Here is a 21,059-nt window from a genome sequence, read left to right as displayed (position 1 = left end):
AACCGGGCCTGGGCCCGGTTTCATCGATCATCTATCCAGGCTCAGGCCTCGTTGCGCCCGGCCATCTTCTGGCCCAGGCGCACGGGCGCAGCATGCGTCCACTGCTCGTTGAAGCGAAGCCCTGCCGATGCGGGGAACAGCATGACGACGGTGGAGCCCAGCTGGAAGCGCCCCATTTCCTCGCCCTGGCCCAGGACGATGGACTGGTCGTCATAGCGCCAGTCCTGGATGCGTCCGGGACGGGGCGGATTGACGATGCCGTGCCACACCGTTCCCATGCTGCCCACGATGGTGGCCCCCACCAGCACCAGCACCATGGGGCCATGGTCGGTATCGAAAACGCAGACCACGCGCTCGTTGCGCGCAAACAGGCCCGGCACGCCGCGCGCCGTGACCGGGTTGACCGAGAACAGTTCGCCCGGCACATAGATCATGCGCCGCAGCCGGCCTGCACAGGGCATGTGGATGCGGTGGTAGTCGCGCGGGCTCAGGTAAATGGTGGCGAAATGCCCGTTGTCGAACTGCCGCGCCAACTGCACATCGCCGCCAACCAGCGCCGTGGCGCTGTAGCTGTGCCCCTTGGCCTGGAAGATCTGCTCGCCCTCGATGGCGCCGATCTGGCTGATGGCGCCATCCACCGGACAGACCCAGTCGGCCGAAGCCAGCGGCCGCACACCGGGCTTGAGCGCCCGCGTGAAGAACTCGTTGAAGCTGGCATAGGCCGCAGGATCGGAATCGGCCGCTTCCGACATGTCCACGCCATAGCGTGCAATGAAGCGCCGGATGACTGCCGTGGTCAGGTCGCCAGCACGCGCCTGGGCCAGGCGCCCCATGACGGCAGTCAGCGCCTGCTTGGGCAAAAGATACTGGGAGAGAACGGCAAGTCGATCAGACATCGAGGTTTTGCTATGAAAGTAATAGAAGTTGTGGGCGGATTCTAGCCAACCCAAACCCCTCGCCCCCCACTCCTCCCGCCGCTTTCAGCACTTGTCACGCCCGCCTTGAAGCCAAGCGCACGATTTCCGGAGGCCGCGGATGAAACGCAGATGACAAAGGCAGCACCGTTCCAGCAAAAATCCAACCTGTGTTTTGCGTGCGACGGCCGCATTGGGCCGCGCACGCGCGGGAATGCAACGCTGTAGAATTGGGAGGTTTAGCTGTTGCCGGGCTTTGCCTTTGCGACACCATTGTGACCTGGCCTTCCGTTCGGTCTGCGCCTCTTGCGCAGAACATCCACTGCTTTTTCAGCCTCGGCCCACGTACCCCATGTTCTGTGGGCCAGGCAAGGCCTTCGTGGTTCCGACAAGTGAGTGCCGCAACCGACCCAGACCTGAGAGATTGAACACATGGCCAAAGAAGAACTGATTGAAATGCAGGGTTCCGTCACGGAAGTCCTGCCTGACTCTCGCTTTCGTGTGACGCTGGAAAACGGACACCAGCTGATCGCCTACACCGGCGGCAAGATGCGCAAGCACCACATCCGCATCCTGGCTGGCGACAAGGTATCGCTGGAGATGTCGCCCTACGACCTGACCAAGGGCCGCATCACCTTCCGCCACCTGGCCAACCGCGGCCCGGGACCCGGCTCGCGTTGAGCAAAAAATTCGCCCATTGCGAAAATACCCATTTTTTTGACGCTACAATAGCGTTTTAGTCGGAGCGTAGCGCAGCCTGGTAGCGCATCTGCTTTGGGAGCAGAGGGTCGCGAGTTCGAATCCCGCCGCTCCGACCAAATGATTCAAGCCCCTGGTTCGAAAGAGCCAGGGGCTTTTGTCTACATATCTGCAAGGTGTCTACACTTCAGATCGCAATTGTCCAACCGAGCGTCGCCAGCGCAGCGCCCGCAGCACGGGCACAAACCTTTCACAGCCTTGCCGCCAAGACTGGCAACCAGCCAGCAGATCGGCCCATGCGACTTTGGGAAATGGCAGCAGCTTGCGTTGAGCCTGCTCCTACAGCCCCGCAAGCCGCGCCAGGCCAGACTGGGACTCCCAAATCAAGAAGGAGCTCCAATGAATTCCAACAGCCTTCAGCGCCGCACAGCCCTGGCCCTCGTGATGTCCGCGGCACTGCTGGGTGCATGCGCCCAGACCCAGCCGGCGCCCAATGCGCCCGTCACTGCGGTCATGGGAACGGTTGACCTGAGGGAGCCCGCTCCGCTTGCGCCCGATGCCGTGCTGGTCGTCGAATTGCAGGACACCTCGCGCGCCGATGCTCCCGCCCCGGTTATATCCCAGCAGTCCATGCGGCTCGAAGGCCTCAAGCCGCCCTACAGCTTCAAGCTGCCCGTCGAGCCCAGCCGCCTGAATCCTGCCTCGCAGTACACGGTCACCTCACGCATTACCCAGGGCAACCAACTCATCTTCATCAATGACACCGTCCACCCGGTGCTGACCCGTGGTGCAGGCTCGAAGGCCGACATGATGCTGGTGCGCGTCGCCCCCTGACCCACTCCTTGAACAACCAAAGCCCGCAGGAAACCTGGCGGGCTTTGTCACGCAGGGCGCCAGACCGCCATCAAGGCGTGCCGTTGGCGCCGTGCAGGCGAAAGCCCGGCCGCTCGCAAAGCCGTTCGTAGTAGGCGCGGACTGCAGGCAATTCAGGGCGCTCCATGGGCGCCGACATCCAGCGGTGCGTGGACAGACCCAGCACGATATCGGCCAGGCTCAATTGCGCGCCAGCAGCAAAGGCGCCGGTGCGCGACAACTGGTCCTCCAGAATGCGCATGTGGCGATGCCAGTTCGCCATGCTGCCGGCCAGTTGCACGGGGTCCTGGTGCTCGGGGCTGTTTCTCACCAACCCCATGAAGGCATAGCGCCAGGCATTGTTCAGCTCGGTTGCCCGCCAGTCCATCCACTGCTCGACAAGCGCGCGCTCGGCGGGTGCTGCCGGCAGCAGGTCCTGCCGGTCATGGCGGGTCGCCAGGTAGCGGCAGATGGTATTGGACTCCCACAGCACCAGCGGTCCATCAAGCAGCACCGGAACCATCGCATTCGGATTGAGCGCCAGAAATCCCGGCTCTTGCGTCGATCGATGGCCTGAACCCCATTCCTCTTGGTCGAACGAAACTCCCAACTCCACGCAAAGCCACAGCACCTTGCGCACATTGATGGACGATGACTTGCCCAGAATCCTGATCATTCGCTGCCTTCTTCGGTTTCGGTGATTTGCAGACCTGCATTGTCCCGCGCCATCCGACAAGAAATGCGACCAAACTTCCACCGCTGCCGCATGATGCAGGCATGCCTCTGGAAAAGCCCCCATCACGCCCAAGCGCCTGCGGCCCCGCGCCCTCAGATGCAGACCTCTGGACTGCCTACATCGATGCAAGCGCCGTACCCAACCCCGGACGCATGGCCATGGGCGCCGTCATCACCGCACCCGACGGACGCCGCCACCTTCTGTCCGAGCCCTGCCCCGAGCGAGGCTGCAACAACGAAGCCGAACTGCGCGCCCTGATGGCCGCGCTGCAGGCCCTGCAAGTCCTGCAGGCGCGCCGCCTGACCATCTTCACGGACAGCAGCATCCTGGTGGAGCAGTTGACTCCATCGCCACGCCCCATCAAGCCCATCGCGCGCCTGGCAGACCTCTTTGATGAGGCCCGCACCATGCTGACCGGGTTCGAGCACGTGCACCTGCGCTGGATACCCCGCCACCGCAACACCGAGGCCGACGCCCTGGCCAGGGAAGCTCTTTTGCAGGCGTGAATCCCGCTCCGCACCCGCACCCACACCCACCCTTGCGCAGCGTCTCGACTCAGGCCGCCTGCTGCCTGTCCAGGCGCTTGAGGAACACCCCAATCTCCTTTACGACCTGGGCGTCCCCCTTCTGCTGCGCGCAGGCCAATCCCGTATTCCACGCCCGCCGCGCTCCAGCAGCGTCGCCCAGCGCCAGCAATGCCCGGCCCAGCAGCTTCCACGCCACCGAATAGCCGGGATCGAGTTCAATGGCCCGCTCCAGGTGTGAATGAGCCACCTCAGGCGCCTCGTTTTCAAGATAGGTTTTGCCCAAGGTACAGCGCAGCAGGGCCGAGTCCTTGCCGGATGCGAGCAGGCCCTCAAGCCTTTGCGTCATTTCATTCATCTTCAAACCCCTTCTGCGGCAACACAGGCCCATGGCTCCAGCGGCAAATTCTGCCTCTGCTATAATCCCGTGGTTGTCTGCGCAGGCAATGCTGTATCTCACGCCGGCGCGTCGTGCACTACGACGAAAAAAACAACGGTGACAGCCGCAGAGACGTTCTGCCGTAAAACGATGGTCGCGTAAGAGCCATCGTCCACATTCCCAGAAAAAAGCCCGCTCCACAGCGGGCTTTTTGCATTGCACGGCGCATTTGGCTTGAGGCGGTTGCATCGGAGTACAAAAAAACAGCTTTACGGCTCAGATGCATGCAACTTCGGCTGCTTTGACCCCATCAAGCACCTTGTTTCAATTTACACTTGACAACCAGGAAGGACCGGAGACGCAGACGCAAGCGCTCTCATTCAAAACCCCTAGCATGTGTCCTTCCTGGATTGATCGCATGGAACGCTCCATTCAGCGCCCCGGCCGCCTCCGCAGCCGGGGCGTTTTTTCTTGAGCGGCACCACGCCAGATACCAGCCCAGCAGGCGAAAACCGCAAAACACAAGCTTTTTCTAATTCCAGAGAAAGTTCTGGGTTTATTTGAGAATGATTCTTGTTTGCGTATATCATTCAACCCATGCTGCAGCATTCATGGTGTTGCAGCAGTTCAGTTTCATCGTGGGGCGACTCGTCAGGCCAGTTCAGCCTGCAGTCGTTTTTGCCAGCCAGCGGTATGCCGGTTAGCCAGGCTCTTTTTCAAGCACGATCGTTTCTGGATATCTCTCTCATTCCTTGCACCGAGACGGCGCCCGCAGCAGCAGACGCGCCACTTTCGCACCCAGCCCGGCCGTCATCAAGCATCGGCCTGCGGTTGCACCCCAAGACCCTCTCCCACCCATCCCTCTTGCACGCAGTCGGGCAAATGCCTGTCCGCAGTTTCCCCTGCCCCAATGCAAAAAGCCCGGCCTGCACGTGGTGCAGACCGGGCTTTTTCACGGCAGCATCAAGGGTTGCGGCGGCGCAGACGGATGGCCAGTCCACCCATCATCAGGCTTAGCAGCGCGACCGCCCACTCGCTCAGTGACGGAATCGCCGCCGGCGTGCCGCCACCGACCGCTGCAGGCAGCACCAGGGCCGAAGGGTCTTCCACACGGCCATTGGCCAGCAGATCGTCATCGCCCAGGCCGCCATCGCGCAGCACGAAGGAGACGACGCGCCCCTGCAGCGTTGCAGGTATGCGGTACCAGTGCTGCGTGGTGTTATCTGCCGTGCGGCCCCACTTCCAGTATTCGGCACCACTGGGCAGATCGTTCGGATAGGTCAGCCTGACCGTCACGAGCGCACCCGCATCACAGCCATCGGTGTTGAGCTTCAACAGCCCGTGTGGCACCACCGCCCCAGGACGTGGAGTACCCGGTGCCGCCACGACCTGCGGCGGCTCGGCCAGGCGGCAGTTGGCGCCACCGCCCACGACCTCGCCCGCAACCGCAATCTGGCTTGCTCCGGTGATGCTGAATCGATTGGCCGGGTCCACCGCGCCGGCTGCGGTCGCCAGCAGCGGATAGCTGGCCGTCACAGCCGCATGGACACCATCGCTCACGCTCAGTTGCAGGCTGGCCGGGCCGGCTACCGAAGCCATGTACATGGCGGCGCGCAATTGCTGCGATACCTGTTCGGGGCTGCCGCGCAGTTGTATGCCGGGCTGTGCAGCATCAGCATCCTCCAGGCCCAGCACCTGTCCGCCGCTGGCGACAATGGACAGTGTGACGACGGGGCTGTCGGCATCGGCCACCACCACGTCCGCCAGATCGGCCGCCTGCCCCACCACCACGGCCTGCGCATTGGCAGGCACGCCACTGAACGATGGCGCCTGGCCACCGAAATTCAGGCCCAGGAGAATGGGGTTGTGGTCACTGGAACGATAGGCGGTGGGCGCATAGAAGCTGGCCTGCTGATCCAACGACTTGAACTCGACGTTGTAGTCGAGCACCTCGGGCTCCTCGGCGTTGATGGCCCACTTGACCGCACGCCCCACGCTGGGCTGCAGGCTGGTGCTGACCAGCACATGGTCCAGCGAACCCCACATTCCGTCGAATGCATAGGACAGCCCCTGGGAGACCTTGACATAGCCGCCGGACTCCAGCGTGGTGATGGGGTCTTCCTTCGCATAGGCGTTGAAATCGCCCACCAGCACCACGTGGGGGCTGGTCGCGCCTGTGGGCCGGGTTGCCAGCCAGTTGCTCAGTTGCTGGGCCGTTTTCACGCGCGCCGCGTTGTTGGCGCCCTGGCCGTCAAGCACGTCCGCATTGCCTGCGCCACCGAGCACGCTGCCCTTGGATTTGAAATGGTTCACCACCAGGGTGAACTGCTCCGTGCTGCCGCCCACGGCAAAGGTCTGCGCAATCGGCACCCGGGCTCCGCCGATGCTTCCGTTGAAGGCATCGTAGGTAGAGACATTGGGTGCCGCTGCGCTGCCCATCGGCGTGACGCGGTCGCTGCGATAGACGATGGCCACGGTAATGGCATCCGTGCCCGCGCCTGGCACCGTGCCTGCAGCCTCACTGAAGGGCGCCTTGACCACCGAATACACGGCGCCGGCAGGCTTGTCCGCACTCGCGTTCAAGGCGTCGGCCAGATCCTGGATGGCGCTGCCTGGGCCAAAGCCATTGTTCTGCACCTCCATCAGGCCGTACACATCGGCGCCCAGCCCCAGCAGATTGGCCACGATCTTGGCGCGCTGCCTGTCCAGCTCGGCAATGCTGTTGGCACCGCGAATGCCCTGCTGGTTGCCCAGCGGCGTGTTGAACATCACCTGGGAAGAGCCGCTTGTGGCACCGGTCAGGTTGAAGAAATTGAGAACGTTGGCAGACGCGATCTTGAGCGTGGCCGCTCCCACAGCCTGCTGCAATTCAGCAGTTGAAGGTCGCGCGGCCCCCGTGAACTGTGGCGTCTGCGTGGGCTGCACGCGGTAGCTGGTCAGATAGGGCTCGCTGGCGGCAGCATCAAAGAACTGGTCGAGCACGCCGATGACGCGGTCCACGCCATCGCCAGCGCGCAGCGTGTTGGACGCCGACAGCGGCAAGCCGCCACGACCCGGCACGAACTCGGGATTCTGGGCCCCGGAGCGATCATCGAGAATGATCTGGCTGCGCTGCAGCGTCTGCACGTAGGCTGCATAGCCCGCCACGCTGGGAGCGTTGACTTCGGTGTACTGCGCCAACGGCGCATCGGCAGACAGCGTGACATTGCCGTAGCGGCCCAGCGTGCGGTTGTCGCTCACCACCAGCTTGCCGCCTGCGGTGGCGGATGCCACCTCCACACGCATGCCTTCCAGACGTTCCCATTGCCCCATGTCGCTGACAGGCAGTGCGATGCGCACCGGCTCCGGCAAGGCCGCCGCGCCGCGGACAACGAAGTCCGTGATGGCGCTGAGCTGGGTCTGATTGCGGAACTCGCTCACCGAGGCGGAAATCTGCACCAGCTTGCCCACCGTGCTCTCGTCCACGCCAGGATTGGCGTTGCCGTAGTAGACAAAGATGCCCTCCGAGGTAGCAGCGTCTCCATCGGAGTCTGCCGCCTCTTCCTGCACGAAGAAGCCGCTCAGTCCAGGCATATAGGCCGTCACCACGGCACTCACCGTCACCTTCTGCCCCACCAGCGGAGACTGATCGCCAGAGCCCTGGACCGCAGAAATCCTGGTGACCGGCGGCTCGTCTCCCGTCGTGAAGCCCAACGTCGTGCCGGTCCACACATTGCCCGAGGTATCCAACACCGGCTCGCCCACGGAAACCAGGCTGTAGGGCGTATTGACCGCCAGCCGCACACCCGCGTTGAGCGTGAGGGTCGAGCCACTGAATTTCACCTGCGCCGCATCGCCAGCCTGCAGCGTTGCCACCACCGTGGCGCCCTGGCGCAGTTCGAAGCTGCCGCTACCGGGCTTCACCGCCTCATCGAAACTCAGCTTGATTTCCGGATTCAGCGCCACCCCGGTCGCCGCCGCCGCGGGAATGCTTGCCTGCAGCGTGGGCGCCGTGGTGTCGGGCAGCGCCAGAGTGATGGAGACGTCATCAATGGCCAGGCCGTGGTCGTTGCCCACATCATTGAGCTCCACCCAACGCAGCCACAGCGTGGCACCTGGCGCCCAGCCCAGGCCGCGCAGATCCCCGCCCACATTGCTCACCCGCCCGGCCACATTGCCGTCCACGGCGGCAGCAGTGCCAGTGGCAACAGGCGATTGCCAATTGAAGTTCGCGCCGGCAGGCAGCCATTCAGGCACGTCGGCAAAGGTGGCTCCCATGCCGTACTCCAGCACCATGGGCTGCGATTCCGTATTGCCGCCATTGCGCCATTGCTCGCCGTTGAATCGCAAGGTGATGCCGTCGACCGAGCCACGCGTGTCATTGCGCACCGCCAGCGCAATCCAACCCGCTACAGCGCCCTGGGCCGGGCTGCCAAAGTAGGCCCCGCCTGATGCCACGCCCCCCAAGGCACGGTCCGCGCTCAGCCCCAGGCTGTAGAAGCTGCCGGTGTTAGAGGCACCATTGCCAGCCACATAAGAGGTGATGGATGCCAGGCTCTTGTTGAAGAGAAACCAGCCCGGCAAGGTGCTGTTATTGGCCCAGGCCAGCCCCGCCCCGGACGCGGCCAGGGTGTCGAAATCCTGCGTGTAGGTGCCGTTGAAGGGAACCTGCGCCCATACCCCGGCAGATGCCGAAAGAAGCAGGCCCGCACCATACAGGCGCCAACGATGGCGCTGCAATGGCGCACTCATCGGATTGGCCGGGTTGAAAACAAATGGAATCAGCGTGGCAGCAATGGACATGGATGCGCAATAAAAAAACAATGCGCTCCCCCCCATGGTTGCGCAACTCCCGGTTTATCGCGCATGGAGATGACCAGCCTGTGACTCGGCAGATGCTCCCCCGTCCTACGTGCAGACTCGCCTCTCACCCATCGGCCGGCCTGCGCACGGCAGGCATCATCGCCATCAGTTTCTGCACCGTTTCATTGCCGGGTCTGGGGCATTTCCTCCTCCCTCCCTCTCATTCCCCCAGGAAGCTTTCAAAAAGCACCGGCTCTTTCTTCCCAGGCCAGCGCAAGCCGCTGGCCTTTTTCTTGGGCGCACCTCGCCGCCCCAACCATCCCCATCAACTGTTCTGAACGCGCCACGTCGCTGGTGACCGTTCCTGCATTCGCACACTCTTTTTCTTACTGATAACTTACAAAATATTCATGCCCGTGATATACACGCGCATCTCCCACTGAAAATCATCATTGCCATGACATCCGACTACAAGGCCCTGCTGCAACAAAAAGCCGAGCTTGAGAAAAAAATCGACGCACTCATCCAGCACGCGAAAACCGATGCGATCGCTGAAGCAAAGGCGATGGTGCAGCAATATGGCCTGACGAAGGAAGACGTCTTCCCCTCCGCCAAGAGCAAATCCGGCAAGCCCGGCAAGGCCAGCAAGCGCAGCGTGGGAGAGCCCAAATTCCGCAATCCTGAAACCGGCGCCACCTGGACAGGCCGCGGCAAGCCGCCCAAATGGATAGAAGGCAAGGACCGCGCAAGCCTCGCCATCTGAGAATCGACACCGGGCGCCGGCCATGCCTCCAGTCGGCACCCCCCCTATTCCGCCGCGATGCCATACCATGCGATTTCCAACACAAGGAGGAAACGCACATGAGCAAACAGAGCACAGAAACCCTGTTGGCAGCAGAACTGGCTGACCACTTCATAGAAGTCATCCTGTCCAACAAACCAGAGCTGCTGGTCTCGGGCATCGGCGGGGTGGCAGACCTGCACCACATACAGCACGGCGCCAAGGCCCTGGCGCATTTCCGCCTCACGCTGATCCAGGAACTGTCGCAACAGCCCATGCCAGACATGGGCAGCAGCTGAAGCGACCATGGGCCAGCCTCCTTGCCGAGCCCGCCCCCGCAGCCCGTGCGAAATCCGTGCGATTCCGACGACACCGCAAGACACTTGAAGACAAAAAAAACCGCCACACGCTGAGGTCATCAGTGTGTGGCGGTGTCTTGGATGGTGGAGCTGGCGGGAATTGAACCCGCGTCCGCAAGCCTTCGCCGGGCAGATCTACATGTTTAGCGTTCTGTTTTGAGTCTCGCCTCCCAAGTCGCGCAGGCGCACGCTACCCAGGATGCCAGCTTCCTTGGATCTTGCCACGTACTAAGAAGCCCAGCACGCAGCCAGCTGATGTAAATTCCCTTGCAGCCGGGAGGTATTGCTACCCCCTTGCCCAGCCCATCAGCGTGCTGTTGCAAGGCTCACCGGATTTAAGCGGCGAGTGCGAAACGTTCGTCGTTTGCAGTTAGTTTTTTGAATGGAGATTTACGAGCGTCACTCAAGCTCGACATGCACCACACCGGTCCCGAACCCACGTCGAAACCAGGACAGCCCCAAGGCTCCTATCTTAGCCTCTTTCCAGCAGTTTCAAGAGCTCCAGGGGAGAATAGATTTGCGCATCCGCCTGCCACTGCAGCGTATCGCCCGCTGCGCCGAGGTAGCCGTAGCAGGCCGCCACGGTCTTCATGCCTGCGGCCTTGCCTGCAACGATGTCGCGCTCATCATCACCCACATAGACAAAACACTGCGGGGGCAGTCCGATACGCGCGGCAGCCTCCAGCAACGGTGCTGGATGGGGCTTTGCGTGGGGCGTGGTATCACCGCTGACGATGGCACCAGCGCTCGCGAAAAGCGGCATCTGCTGCGTCAGCGGGTCGGTGAAACGCATGGATTTGTTGGTGACCACACCCCAGGGCATGGATGCCGCCTGGAGCTGTGCAATGAGCTCCGGGACACCATCGAACGCATAGGTGCGCTCGGTCATGCACTGCTCGTAGTTGCGGAAAAACTCCTCGCGCATCTCCGGAAACTCCGGCGAGTCGGGCGTGAGCCCGAAGCCCACTCCCAGCATCCCCCGTGCCCCGGCGCCCGCCATGGGCCGATACCGCTCATAGGGAAGCGATTGCAGGCCACGGTCAATGCGCATCCTGTCTGCGGCCGCACCCAGGTCGGGTGCACTGTCGATCAAGGTGCCGTCCAGGTCGAACAGAACAGCTCGGACTTCTTGCCACATGCGGCTCACCCTTCTGCCCGGCGCGTTGCCAGCATGTAGTTCACCGACGTGTCCGCGCTGAGCCAGTAGCGCCCGGTGATGGGGTTGTGCTGCAGACCCTTGCTGGCCTGCAGGTCAAGGCCAGCCTGACGGGCAAACATGGCGAGTTCGCTGGGCTGGATCAGCTTGGCGTACTCATGCGTCCCCTTGGGAATCATCTTGAGCAGGTACTCCGCCGCCACAATGGCCAGACCAAAGGCCTTGGCACTGCGGTTGATCGTGGAGAAGAACACCCAGCCCCCAGGCTTGACCAGCTCGGCGCAGGCCGCGACCACGGAAGCGGGATCGGGCACATGCTCGAGCATCTCCATGCAGGTCACCACGTCAAAGGAGCCCGGCTGCTCCTCGGCCAGACGTTCCACGCTGACTTCGTGGTAGTGGATGTTCGGAGTGCCCGTTTCCAGCGCATGCAACTGGGCCACGCGCAATGCCTTGGTGGCCAGGTCGATGCCCACCACCTCTCTCGCCCCCTTGCGGGCCATGGAATCGGCGAGGATGCCGCCACCGCAGCCGACATCAAGGATCCTGCGGCCCTTCAAGGGAGCTTGCGCATCAATCCAGTCCAGGCGCAACGGATTGATCTGATGCAAAGGTTTGAACTCACTTTCCGGGTCCCACCAGCGATGGGCCAGGCTGGAGAATTTCTCCAGCTCCGCCGGGTCGGCATTGACGTTGATTGCGTTGCTCATGGCTCGATTGTCGGTGATTGCGACGACCGTTCGGCCATAAAAAAAGCCCCGTTGCCGGGGCTTTTGCGGGAAGCAATCGAAAGATTACTGAGCGGCGCGGGTGCCGACCACTTCGATTTCCACGCGACGGTTCTTTGCGCGGCCTTCCTTGGTCTTGTTGTCGGCGATGGGCTGCTTTTCGCCCTTGCCTTCAGTGTAGACGCGGTTCTTTTCGATGCCCTTGGACACCAGGTAAGCCTTCACAGCTTCAGCGCGGCGAACCGACAGCTTCTGGTTGTAGGCGTCAGAGCCAACGGAGTCGGTGTGACCGACGGCGATGACCACTTCCAGGTTGATGCCCTTGACCTTGGAGGCCAGGTCATCCAGCTTGGCCTTGCCTTCGGGCTTCAGAACCGACTTGTCGAAGTCGAAGAAAGCGTCAGCAGAGAAGGTCACCTTGGAAGCCACGGCCGGAGCGGGAGCCGGTGCCGGAGCGGGAGCTGCCGGAGTGGGCGTTGCGGCAGGAGCCACAGCGGCTGCCACAGGCTTCAGGGCACCGTCGCAGTCAGCTGCTGCAGTGGCGGGCGTCCAGTTGGCATCGCGCCAGCACAGTTCGTTCGTGCCGTTCTTCCACACCAGTTCGCTGGTGCCGTTTTGCCAGTTGTCGATGGTCTTGCCACCGTCAGCAGCCTTCACTTGTGCGCCAGCAGCCGTTGCGAGGGCGGCAGAGGCAAACAACATCGCCACTTTGTTCAGTTTCTTCATGGTTCTCCTCTTGGGGAAAAAGCCGCAGCAGGGCTGCGAATCTGTGGACGTTATCAGTGACCATCACCAAAAACGTTGAATTGATTGTGCCATACGTCACAAGCAGACGGACCGCCAAGCGGGCGCCAACAAGTAGGACAGCGGCGGAATTCCAGGGTTATGTTGCTCGGCTGCTACACGTCATTCGACCTAAAATGGGCCTTTTCCCGCCGTCAGAGTATCGCCACACATGACCCAGTTTGCTAAAGAAACCCTGCCCATCAGCCTCGAAGAGGAGATGCGTCGCAGCTATCTCGATTACGCAATGAGCGTGATCGTGGGCCGGGCGCTGCCCGATGCGCGAGATGGTCTCAAGCCTGTGCATCGGCGCGTGCTGTTCGCCATGCACGAGCTCAACAACGACTGGAACCGGCCGTACAAGAAGTCGGCGCGTATCGTCGGCGACGTGATCGGCAAGTACCACCCGCACGGAGACAGCGCGGTGTACGACACCATCGTGCGCATGGCACAGGATTTCTCGCTGCGCCACATGCTGGTCGACGGGCAGGGCAACTTCGGTTCGGTGGACGGGGACAGCGCGGCGGCGATGCGTTACACCGAAATCCGCCTGTCCAAGATCTCCCACGAGATGCTGGGCGACATCGACAAGGAGACGGTGGACTACGGCCCGAACTACGACGGCAGCGAGCGCGAGCCGCTGGTGCTGCCTGCGCGGCTGCCCAACCTGCTGGTCAATGGTTCCTCGGGCATTGCCGTGGGCATGGCCACCAACATTCCTCCGCACAACCTCAACGAGGTGGTGGATGCCTGCCTGCACCTGCTGCAGACGCCTCAGGCCACCATCGACGAGCTGATGGAGATCATTCCCGCGCCTGACTTCCCCACGGCCGGCATCATCTATGGCATCAACGGTGTCAAGGAAGGCTACCGCACGGGTCGCGGACGCGTGGTGATGCGCGCCAAGTGCCACTTCGAGGACATCGATCGCGGCCAGCGCCAGGCCATCATCGTTGACGAGCTGCCCTACCAGGTCAACAAGAAGACGCTGCAGGAGCGCATGGCCGAGCTGGTGCACGAGAAGAAGATCGAAGGCATCAGCCACATCCAGGACGAGTCCGACAAGTCGGGCATGCGCCTGGTGATCGAGCTCAAGCGCGGCGAAGTGCCCGAGGTCGTGCTCAACAACCTGTACAAGCTGACCCAGCTGCAAGACACCTTCGGCATGAACATGGTGGCACTGGTCGATGGCCAGCCCAAGCTGTGCAACCTGAAGGATCTGGTCGAGGTCTTCCTGCAGCACCGCCGCGAAGTGGTCACGCGCCGCACGGTGTATGAGCTGCGCAAGGCGCGCGAGCGCGGCCATGTGCTGGAAGGCCTGGCGGTCGCGCTGGCCAATATCGACGACTTCATCGCCATCATCCGCAACGCGCCGACGCCGCCTGTGGCCAAGGCCGAGCTGATGACGCGCAACTGGGACAGCAAGCTGGTGCGCGAGATGCTCACGCGCACCCGCACCGATGGCGGCGTGGTCAACGCCGACGACTACCGCCCCGACGGGCTGGAGCGCGAATTCGGCATGCAGGCCGATGGCCTGTACCGCCTGTCCGAAACCCAGGCCCAGGAAATCCTGCAGATGCGCCTGCAACGCCTGACCGGCCTGGAGCAGGACAAGATCGTCGCCGAGTACAAGGACGTGATGTCCGTCATCGAGGACCTGCTGGACATCCTGTCCAAGCCCGAGCGCGTGTCGGCCATCATTGGCGACGAGCTCAAGCAGATCAAGGCCGAGTTCGGCCAGAGTAAGGTCGGCGCCCGCCGCAGCACGGTCGAGTACAGCGCGCAGGACCTGTCCACCGAGGACCTGATCACGCCCACCGACATGGTGGTCACGCTCAGCCACACGGGCTACATCAAGAGCCAGCCGCTGTCCGAGTACCGCTCGCAAAAGCGCGGCGGACGCGGCAAGCAGGCCACGGCCACCAAGGAAGACGACTGGATCGACCAGCTGTTCATCGCCAACACGCACGACTACCTGCTGTGTTTCTCCAACCGCGGTCGCCTGTACTGGCTCAAGGTCTGGGAAGTGCCCGCAGGTTCGCGCGGCTCGCGCGGACGCCCCATCGTCAACATGTTCCCGCTGCAGGATGGCGAGAAGATCAACGTGGTGCTGCCGCTGACGGGCGAGTACCGCAGCTTCCCGGCCGACCACTATGTGTTCATGTCCACCAGCATGGGCACCGTGAAGAAGACGGCGCTGGACGAGTTCTCCAACCCGCGCAAGGCCGGCATCATCGCCGTGGGCCTGGACGAGGGCGACTTCCTGATCGGCGCAGCCCTGACCGACGGCAAGCATGACGTGATGCTGTTCAGCGACGGCGGCAAGGCCGTGCGCTTCGACGAAAACGACGTGCGCCCCATGGGCCGCAACGCGCGTGGCGTCAAGGGCATGAACCTGGAAGAAGGCCAGAGCGTGATCGCCATGCTGGTGGCCGAGGACGAGTCGCAAAGCGTGCTCACGGCCACCGAGAACGGCTACGGCAAGCGCACCTCCATCGTGGAGTACACGCGCCATGGCCGCGGCACCAAGGGCATGATTGCCATCCAGCAGTCCGAGCGCAACGGCAAGGTCGTCGCCGCCACCCTGGTGCATGCCGATGACGAAATCATGCTGATCACCGACACTGGCGTGCTGGTGCGTACCCGGGTCTCGGAAATCCGCGAACTGGGCCGCGCCACCCAGGGCGTGACGCTGATCTCGCTGGACGAAGGCGCCAAGCTCGGCGGCCTGCAGCGCATCGTTGAAAACGATGCCAACGAAGTCGAGGACGAGGCCACGGGCGAGGAGGCCGCAGGCGGCGACGAAGCCGCTGCCGAAGGCACGGGCGAGCCCGCCTGATGACCCAGCCGCCGCTGGGGCTGCCTCCCGCACCGGGAGCGCAGCCCCAGCGGCGGCCCAGATTTTTGACAGTTGCAGGCACCGCCCGAACTGGCGCCTGCGCGTGACTTGACAGTGAACTCCATGAACCGCCCTTACAACTTCTCCGCCGGCCCCGCCGCCATTCCCGCCGAAGTGCTGCAGCAGGCAGCCGCCGAAATGCTCGACTGGCACGGGTCCGGCATGAGCGTGATGGAGATGAGCCACCGCGGCAAGGAGTTCATCTCCATCTATGAACAGGCCGAAGCCGACCTGCGCGAGCTGCTGGCCGTACCGCCCGAGTTCAAGATCCTGTTCATGCAGGGCGGCGGTCTGGCCGAGAACGCCATCGTTCCCCTGAACCTGTCGCGCGCAGGCACGGTGGACTTCGTGCTCAGCGGCAGCTGGAGCCAGAAGTCGGCCAAGGAAGCACGCAAGTACGTGGCCGACGCGCACATCGCGGCCAGCGGCGAGGACGGCAAGTTCACCGCCCTGCCCGCCCCCGAGAGCTGGCAACTGAGCCGCGGCGCCAGCTACGTGCACATCTGCAGCAACGAAACCATCCATGGCGTGGAGTTCCAGGAGCTGCCCGACCTGAAGGCGCTGGGCTGCGATGCTCCGCTGGTGGTTGACTTCTCCTCGCACGTGGCCTCGCGCCCCGTCGATTGGAGCCGCGTGGGCCTGGCGTTCGGCGGCGCGCAGAAGAACCTGGGCCCTGCCGGCCTGACCCTGGTCATCGTGCGCGAGGATCTGCTGGGCCACGCCCTGCCGGCCTGCCCTTCGGCCTTCGACTACAAGACCGTGGCCGACAACCAGTCGATGTACAACACGCCGCCGACCTGGGGCATCTACATCGCGGGCCTCACGTTCCAATGGATCAAGCGCCAGACCGAAGGCGGCCTGACCGGCGTGGCAGCCCTGCAGGCGCGCAACATCGCCAAGGCCGACCTGTTCTACCAGTACGTGGACCAGTCCTCGTTCTACGTGAACAAGGTCGCTGCCAATTGCCGCTCGCGCATGAACATCCCCTTCTTCCTGCGCGACGAATCGCGCAATGACGCCTTCCTGGCCGGAGCCCGGGAACGCGGCCTGCTGCAGCTCAAGGGCCACAAGTCCGTCGGCGGCATGCGTGCCAGCATCTACAACGCCATGCCCATCGCTGGCGTGCAGGCGCTGGTGGAGTACATGCGCGAATTCGAACAGCGCAACGCCTGACCGACCCACACTCCCGCCCATGAGCACCACACCCCAAGCCTCTCCCGATCTGGCGCATCTGCGCGTGCAGATCGACGATATCGACCAGCAACTGCTGGACCTGCTGAACCGACGCGCCCGCGTGGCAGAGCAGGTCGGCGAGGTCAAGAAGCGTGAAGGCACGCCCTTCTTCCGCCCGGACCGCGTGGCCCAGGTCATCCAGAAGATCGAGTCCGCCAATCCCGGCCCGCTCAAGAACGGCCATGTCTCGGCCATCTGGCGCGAGATCATGTCGGCCTGCCTGGCGCTGGAGTCGCCCCAGCGCGTGGCCGTGCTGGGCCCGGCGGGCACGTTCTGCGAGGAAGCCGCCATCCAGTACTTCGGCGGCGCGGCCGATCTGATGTACTGCAACAGCTTCGACGAGGTGTTCCACGCCACGGCCGCAGGCAGCGCGCAGTACGGCGTGGTGGGCGTGGAGAACTCCAACGAAGGCGTGGTCACGCGCTCGCTGGACATGTTCCTGCACACGCCCTGTCACGTGGTGGGCGAGGTCAGCCTGCTGGTGCGCCACAACCTGCTTCGCAGCAGCAACACGACCGAGGGCATCGAGGTCGTGGCAGCCCATCCCCAGGCCCTGGCACAGTGCCAGGGCTGGCTGGCCAAGCACCTGCCGCATGCCGAGCGCCGCCCGGTGTCCAGCAATGCCGAAGGCGCCCGCCTGGCCGCGCTGCACCCCAACATCGCCGGCCTGGCCAGCGAACGCGCGGCCCAGCAATTCGGCCTGCATGTGGTGGCGCATGCAATCCAGGACGATGCCTACAACCGCACGCGCTTCGCCGTCATCTGCCTGCCGCACACGCTGGCCACGCCCTCGCCCAGCGGCCAGGATTGCACCAGCATCATCATCTCGGTGCCCAACCGCCCCGGCGCCGTGCATGACCTGCTGGTGCCGCTCAAGAGGCACGGCGTGTCGATGACGCGCTTCGAGTCGCGCCCCGCGCGCACCGGCCAGTGGGAGTACTACTTCTACATCGACCTCGAAGGCCACCCGGCACAGCCCAACGTGGCCAGCGCGCTGGAAGAGTTGCGCGGCCTGTGCGCCTTCTACAAGGTGCTGGGCACCTACCCGGTATCCAAGTGATGCAGCCCTTTGAACAACTGGGCCTGATCGGCTGCGGCCTCATGGGCGGCTCGTTCGCCCTGGCGCTCAAGCAGGCAGGGCTGGTCAAGCGCGTCGTGGGCTACAGCAAGTCACCTTCGACGACCGAACGCGCTCGCCAGATGGGCGTCATCGATGTGGAGGCCCCCTCCGCCCTGCTGGCCGCCGCCGGTGCCGACCTGGTGCTGCTGGCCGTGCCCGTGGCGGCGACCGAGGCCACGCTCAAGTCCATCAAGCACCTGGTCACGCCCGAGATGATGATCATGGACGTAGGCTCCACCAAGGTCGATGTGGTGCATGCCGCCCGCTCGGCCCTGCGCGACCAGCTCGGCTCTTTCGTCCCGGCCCACCCCATTGCAGGCAAGGAAGTCTCGGGCGTCGAGCACTCCGACCCCCAGCTGTACAAGGGCGCACAGGTCATCCTGACGCCCACCGAACGCACGCTGACCGACCACCTGCAAAAGGCCCGCTCCCTGTGGGAACTGCTGGGCTGCCGCGTGCGCGCCATGTCGCCCGAAGCCCACGACAGCGCCTTTGCCACGGTCAGCCACCTGCCGCATCTGCTGGCCTTCGCCATGATGCAAAGCGTGATCACCCAGCCCGACTCCGACGACGTGCTGTCCCTGGCCGGCCCCGGCTTCCGCGACTTCACGCGCATTGCCGCGGGCGATCCCAAGATGTGGCGTGATGTGCTGCTGGCCAACAGCGAGCAGGTTCTGGCACAGTCGCGCCAGTTCCAGCAGGCGCTGCAGCAACTCGAATCCCTGATCCAGGCCGGTGACGGACAAGGTCTTGAAGACCGCCTGACCCTGGCCAGTGCCGCGCGCGCCCATTGGCGCATGGGCGCTCCGCGCCGCTGACGCGCAACGCAGGGCAAGCGCCAGACGCAAGCCCGGCGCACCCAAAGCGCTCCTGTGCATTGCGGCCGGCGCGGCCGCAATGCCTCCCGACAGCCTGTTTGCCTTCGAATTGCCATGTTCAGTACCGCCTTTCTCGATATCCCCCCTCTTTCCCGCGCGCAGGGCACGGTGAGCCTGCCGGGCTCCAAGAGCATCTCGAACCGCGTGCTGCTGCTCGCGGCACTGAGCCAGGGCACGACCGTGGTCCACGACCTGCTCGACTCGGACGACACGCGCGTCATGCTCCGGGCCCTGCAGCAACTGGGCTGCACGGTAGAGCCCGCGACCATCACCCTCGGCCAGCCCGTGCGCATCACCGGCCTGGGCGGCGTCCTGCCCTCTGGCGCCAGTGCCGAGCTGTTCATGGGCAACGCCGGCACGGCCATGCGGCCGCTGACGGCAGCCCTGTCCGTGCTGGGCGGTGACTTCAAGCTCAGCGGCGTGCCGCGCATGCATGAGCGCCCCATCGGTGATCTGGTCGATGCGCTGCGCCAGCTCGGCTGCCGCATCGACTATCTGGGCAACGAGGGCTTTCCTCCGCTGCACATCCGCCAGCCCGATTTCTCGCAGCTGCCGCACAGCCCCATCCAGGTGCGTGGCGATGTCTCCAGCCAGTTCCTGACCTCGCTGCTGATGGCGCTGCCGCTGCTGGCCAACACGCGCGACATCACCATCGAAGTCGTGGGCGAGCTGATCTCCAAGCCCTACATCCACATCACGCTGGAATTGCTGGCCCGCTTCGGCATTGCCGTGCACAACGAGAACTGGCAGCGCTTCACCATCCCGGCCGGCAGCCGCTACAGCTCGCCGGGCGAGATCCATGTCGAGGCAGACGCCTCGTCGGCCAGCTACTTCATCGCACTGGGCGCCATCGCCTCGGACAGCGCCGAAGGCATCCGCATCCTCGGCGTGGGACTGGACTCCATCCAGGGCGATATCCGCTTTGTCGAGGCCGCGCGCGCCATGGGCGCCGAGGTGGAAGGTGGCCCCAACTGGCTGCGCATCCGCCGTGGCGCATGGCCGCTCAAGGCCATCGACCTGGACTGCAACCACATCCCCGATGCCGCCATGACGCTGGCCGTCATGGCCCTGTATGCCGATGGCACGACCACGCTGCGCAATATCGCAAGCTGGCGTGTCAAGGAAACCGACCGCATCGCGGCCATGACCAAGGAGCTGCGCAAGCTGGGCGCCGACGTCGAGGAGGGCGCGGACTACATCCGCATCACGCCGCCCGCGTCCACCGCCGCATGGCGTGCGGCCAGCATCCACACCTATGACGACCACCGCGTGGCCATGTGCTTTTCGCTGGCGGCCTTCAATCCGGCCGCCCTGCCCGTGCGCATCGAAGACCCCAAGTGCGTTGCCAAGACCTTCCCCGACTACTTCGAGGCCCTGTTCTCGGTCTGCGAGACGGCGCGCGCGCGCATTCCCGTGATCTGCATCGATGGCCCCACGGCCTCGGGCAAGGGCACGATTGCCGCCGAGGTAGCCCAGGCTCTTGGCTACCACCTGCTGGACTCGGGCGCGCTGTACCGGCTCACGGGGCTGGCCGCATCGCGCGCCGGCCTGGTGCTGGACGAACCGCACGCCCAGCAGATCGCCGTGCTGGCGCGCGAGCTGCCCGTGCGCTTTGACGCCGAGCAGCGCATCTGGCTGGGTGACGAGGATGTCACCCTCATCCTGCGCAGCGAGGAGTCGGGCATGAACGCCTCGCGCGTCTCGGCCCTGCCTGCCGTGCGCGACGCGCTGGTGGACCTGCAGCTGTCCTTCCAGCAGCTTCCGGGGCTGGTTGCCGATGGCCGCGACATGGGCACGGTGATCTTTCCCCATGCTCCCCTCAAGGTCTATTTGTCGGCCTCCGCCGCCTGTCGCGCCGAGCGCCGGCATAAGCAGTTGATTTCCAAAGGAATTGCCGCTAACATAAGCGCCCTTCGGGCTGACCTTGAAGCACGCGATGCGCGGGACATGAACCGCAGCGTCGCACCGCTCAAGCCCGCCCAGGATTCCATGCTGCTTGACAGCTCCGAGCTCTCCATCGAAGAGGTGGCAGAACAGGTGCTTTCGTGGTGGCAGGAACGCCAGCCGTTCGGCCGCGACTGATTGCCAGTTGCGCCGCACGGTCGGCAAACCCGCCCTCCGGGCCCAGACATGGCGGCACCGCCCCATGTACGGCCCGAGGTCCATAGACTCCAACACCGTGGTTGAACCCACAACACCTCCGCAAACAGTCCTAGAAACGCCTGGCAATAGTGCC

17 protein-coding genes, 1 tRNA gene and 1 other RNA gene are annotated in these 21,059 nt (G+C 63.9%); 11 read left to right on the top strand and 8 right to left on the bottom strand.

Going from position 1 to position 21,059, the window contains the following annotated elements; genetic code table 11:
* Positions 1 to 41 precede the first annotated feature (41 nt).
* Positions 42 to 896 carry an archaetidylserine decarboxylase gene (gene asd, locus DELCS14_RS10830; RefSeq protein WP_013801641.1) on the bottom strand — a complete coding sequence of 285 codons (855 nt, stop codon included), beginning with the start codon at positions 894 to 896 and terminating at the stop codon, positions 42 to 44.
* Positions 897 to 1,346: 450 nt separating this feature from the next.
* On the opposite strand from asd, the gene infA reads away from it, so the two are divergent.
* From infA to DELCS14_RS30440, 3 genes are all read left to right on the top strand, one after another.
* Entirely contained in the window at positions 1,347 to 1,595 is a 249-nt protein-coding gene (gene infA, locus DELCS14_RS10825; RefSeq protein WP_012206460.1) for a translation initiation factor IF-1, read from the top strand.
* A 60-nt stretch (positions 1,596 to 1,655) separates the two neighbouring features.
* Positions 1,656 to 1,732, top strand: a tRNA-Pro gene (locus DELCS14_RS10820).
* A 280-nt stretch (positions 1,733 to 2,012) separates the two neighbouring features.
* A complete protein-coding gene (locus DELCS14_RS30440) occupies positions 2,013 to 2,447 on the top strand; it encodes a YbaY family lipoprotein (protein ID WP_013801640.1) in 435 nt (144 codons plus the stop codon).
* A gap of 70 nt (positions 2,448 to 2,517) precedes the next feature.
* On the opposite strand, the gene DELCS14_RS10810 is transcribed toward DELCS14_RS30440, so the two are convergent.
* Positions 2,518 to 3,141: a glutathione S-transferase gene (locus tag DELCS14_RS10810; RefSeq protein WP_013801639.1), complete on the bottom strand. Its 624-nt coding sequence runs from the start codon at positions 3,139 to 3,141 to the stop codon at positions 2,518 to 2,520.
* A gap of 101 nt (positions 3,142 to 3,242) precedes the next feature.
* On the opposite strand from DELCS14_RS10810, the gene DELCS14_RS10805 reads away from it, so the two are divergent.
* Positions 3,243 to 3,707, top strand: a complete 465-nt coding sequence (locus tag DELCS14_RS10805) for a ribonuclease HI family protein (protein ID WP_013801638.1) — start codon at positions 3,243 to 3,245, stop codon at positions 3,705 to 3,707.
* A gap of 49 nt (positions 3,708 to 3,756) precedes the next feature.
* Here DELCS14_RS10805 and DELCS14_RS10800 read toward each other — a convergent pair whose 3' ends face one another.
* A complete protein-coding gene (locus DELCS14_RS10800; RefSeq protein ID WP_013801637.1) occupies positions 3,757 to 4,083 on the bottom strand; it encodes a tetratricopeptide repeat protein in 327 nt (108 codons plus the stop codon).
* A 984-nt stretch (positions 4,084 to 5,067) separates the two neighbouring features.
* Positions 5,068 to 8,886: an ExeM/NucH family extracellular endonuclease gene (locus DELCS14_RS10795; RefSeq protein ID WP_043795965.1), complete on the bottom strand. Its 3,819-nt coding sequence runs from the start codon at positions 8,884 to 8,886 to the stop codon at positions 5,068 to 5,070.
* Positions 8,887 to 9,343: 457 nt separating this feature from the next.
* On the opposite strand from DELCS14_RS10795, the gene DELCS14_RS10790 reads away from it, so the two are divergent.
* Positions 9,344 to 9,649 carry an H-NS histone family protein gene (locus tag DELCS14_RS10790; RefSeq protein WP_013801635.1) on the top strand — a complete coding sequence of 102 codons (306 nt, stop codon included), beginning with the start codon at positions 9,344 to 9,346 and terminating at the stop codon, positions 9,647 to 9,649.
* A 98-nt stretch (positions 9,650 to 9,747) separates the two neighbouring features.
* Positions 9,748 to 9,966 (top strand): hypothetical protein, encoded by a 219-nt coding sequence (locus DELCS14_RS10785; protein ID WP_013801634.1) that lies wholly within the window; start codon positions 9,748 to 9,750, stop codon positions 9,964 to 9,966.
* 142 nt (positions 9,967 to 10,108) lie between these two features.
* On the opposite strand, the gene ssrA is transcribed toward DELCS14_RS10785, so the two are convergent.
* The 4 genes from ssrA to ompA form a co-directional block, all read right to left on the bottom strand.
* Positions 10,109 to 10,486, bottom strand: a transfer-messenger RNA (tmRNA) gene (gene ssrA, locus DELCS14_RS29815).
* A 12-nt stretch (positions 10,487 to 10,498) separates the two neighbouring features.
* Entirely contained in the window at positions 10,499 to 11,164 is a 666-nt protein-coding gene (locus tag DELCS14_RS10780) for an HAD-IA family hydrolase (RefSeq protein ID WP_013801633.1), read from the bottom strand.
* 5 nt (positions 11,165 to 11,169) lie between these two features.
* Positions 11,170 to 11,892, bottom strand: coding sequence for a bifunctional 2-polyprenyl-6-hydroxyphenol methylase/3-demethylubiquinol 3-O-methyltransferase UbiG (ubiG, locus tag DELCS14_RS10775; protein ID WP_013801632.1), 723 nt, complete (start codon positions 11,890 to 11,892; stop codon positions 11,170 to 11,172).
* Between the two features lie 84 nt (positions 11,893 to 11,976).
* Positions 11,977 to 12,636 (bottom strand): outer membrane protein OmpA, encoded by a 660-nt coding sequence (gene ompA, locus DELCS14_RS10770; RefSeq protein ID WP_013801631.1) that lies wholly within the window; start codon positions 12,634 to 12,636, stop codon positions 11,977 to 11,979.
* Between the two features lie 229 nt (positions 12,637 to 12,865).
* Here ompA and gyrA point away from each other — a divergent pair, with 229 nt between their 5' ends.
* The 5 genes from gyrA to DELCS14_RS10745 all read left to right on the top strand — a co-directional run bounded on the left by gyrA (position 12,866) and on the right by DELCS14_RS10745 (position 20,905).
* Positions 12,866 to 15,532 carry a DNA gyrase subunit A gene (gyrA, locus tag DELCS14_RS10765; RefSeq protein WP_013801630.1) on the top strand — a complete coding sequence of 889 codons (2,667 nt, stop codon included), beginning with the start codon at positions 12,866 to 12,868 and terminating at the stop codon, positions 15,530 to 15,532.
* Between the two features lie 123 nt (positions 15,533 to 15,655).
* Positions 15,656 to 16,765, top strand: a complete 1,110-nt coding sequence (gene serC, locus DELCS14_RS10760; RefSeq protein ID WP_013801629.1) for a 3-phosphoserine/phosphohydroxythreonine transaminase — start codon at positions 15,656 to 15,658, stop codon at positions 16,763 to 16,765.
* 19 nt (positions 16,766 to 16,784) lie between these two features.
* Positions 16,785 to 17,885, top strand: coding sequence for a prephenate dehydratase (pheA, locus tag DELCS14_RS10755; RefSeq protein WP_013801628.1), 1,101 nt, complete (start codon positions 16,785 to 16,787; stop codon positions 17,883 to 17,885).
* On the top strand, positions 17,885 to 18,763 hold the full coding sequence (locus tag DELCS14_RS10750) for a prephenate dehydrogenase/arogenate dehydrogenase family protein (protein ID WP_012206521.1): 879 nt from the start codon (positions 17,885 to 17,887) through the stop codon (positions 18,761 to 18,763). Before pheA ends, DELCS14_RS10750 begins: the two co-directional genes overlap by 1 nt.
* A gap of 114 nt (positions 18,764 to 18,877) precedes the next feature.
* A complete protein-coding gene (locus DELCS14_RS10745) occupies positions 18,878 to 20,905 on the top strand; it encodes a bifunctional 3-phosphoshikimate 1-carboxyvinyltransferase/cytidylate kinase (RefSeq protein WP_013801627.1) in 2,028 nt (675 codons plus the stop codon).
* Positions 20,906 to 21,059: the final 154 nt, after the last annotated feature.

The sequence above is a fragment of the Delftia sp. Cs1-4 genome, assembly GCF_000214395.1.
Taxonomy (GTDB): domain Bacteria; phylum Pseudomonadota; class Gammaproteobacteria; order Burkholderiales; family Burkholderiaceae_C; genus Comamonas; species Comamonas acidovorans.
This window is presented reverse-complemented; position numbering and strand designations above follow the sequence as displayed.

Bases quoted from the DNA above. Each gene is read 5' to 3' on its own strand.
- asd (WP_013801641.1), bottom strand. From the start codon at position 896: ATGTCTGATCGACTTGCCGTTCTCTCCCAGTATCTTTTGCCCAAGCAG.
- infA (WP_012206460.1), top strand. From the start codon at position 1,347: ATGGCCAAAGAAGAACTGATTGAAATGCAGGGTTCCGTCACGGAAGTC.
- DELCS14_RS30440 (WP_013801640.1), top strand. From the start codon at position 2,013: ATGAATTCCAACAGCCTTCAGCGCCGCACAGCCCTGGCCCTCGTGATG.
- DELCS14_RS10810 (WP_013801639.1), bottom strand. From the start codon at position 3,141: ATGATCAGGATTCTGGGCAAGTCATCGTCCATCAATGTGCGCAAGGTG.
- DELCS14_RS10805 (WP_013801638.1), top strand. From the start codon at position 3,243: ATGCCTCTGGAAAAGCCCCCATCACGCCCAAGCGCCTGCGGCCCCGCG.
- DELCS14_RS10800 (WP_013801637.1), bottom strand. From the start codon at position 4,083: ATGAATGAAATGACGCAAAGGCTTGAGGGCCTGCTCGCATCCGGCAAG.
- DELCS14_RS10795 (WP_043795965.1), bottom strand. From the start codon at position 8,886: ATGTCCATTGCTGCCACGCTGATTCCATTTGTTTTCAACCCGGCCAAT.
- DELCS14_RS10790 (WP_013801635.1), top strand. From the start codon at position 9,344: ATGACATCCGACTACAAGGCCCTGCTGCAACAAAAAGCCGAGCTTGAG.
- DELCS14_RS10785 (WP_013801634.1), top strand. From the start codon at position 9,748: ATGAGCAAACAGAGCACAGAAACCCTGTTGGCAGCAGAACTGGCTGAC.
- DELCS14_RS10780 (WP_013801633.1), bottom strand. From the start codon at position 11,164: ATGTGGCAAGAAGTCCGAGCTGTTCTGTTCGACCTGGACGGCACCTTG.
- ubiG (WP_013801632.1), bottom strand. From the start codon at position 11,892: ATGAGCAACGCAATCAACGTCAATGCCGACCCGGCGGAGCTGGAGAAA.
- ompA (WP_013801631.1), bottom strand. From the start codon at position 12,636: ATGAAGAAACTGAACAAAGTGGCGATGTTGTTTGCCTCTGCCGCCCTC.
- gyrA (WP_013801630.1), top strand. From the start codon at position 12,866: ATGACCCAGTTTGCTAAAGAAACCCTGCCCATCAGCCTCGAAGAGGAG.
- serC (WP_013801629.1), top strand. From the start codon at position 15,656: ATGAACCGCCCTTACAACTTCTCCGCCGGCCCCGCCGCCATTCCCGCC.
- pheA (WP_013801628.1), top strand. From the start codon at position 16,785: ATGAGCACCACACCCCAAGCCTCTCCCGATCTGGCGCATCTGCGCGTG.
- DELCS14_RS10750 (WP_012206521.1), top strand. From the start codon at position 17,885: ATGCAGCCCTTTGAACAACTGGGCCTGATCGGCTGCGGCCTCATGGGC.
- DELCS14_RS10745 (WP_013801627.1), top strand. From the start codon at position 18,878: ATGTTCAGTACCGCCTTTCTCGATATCCCCCCTCTTTCCCGCGCGCAG.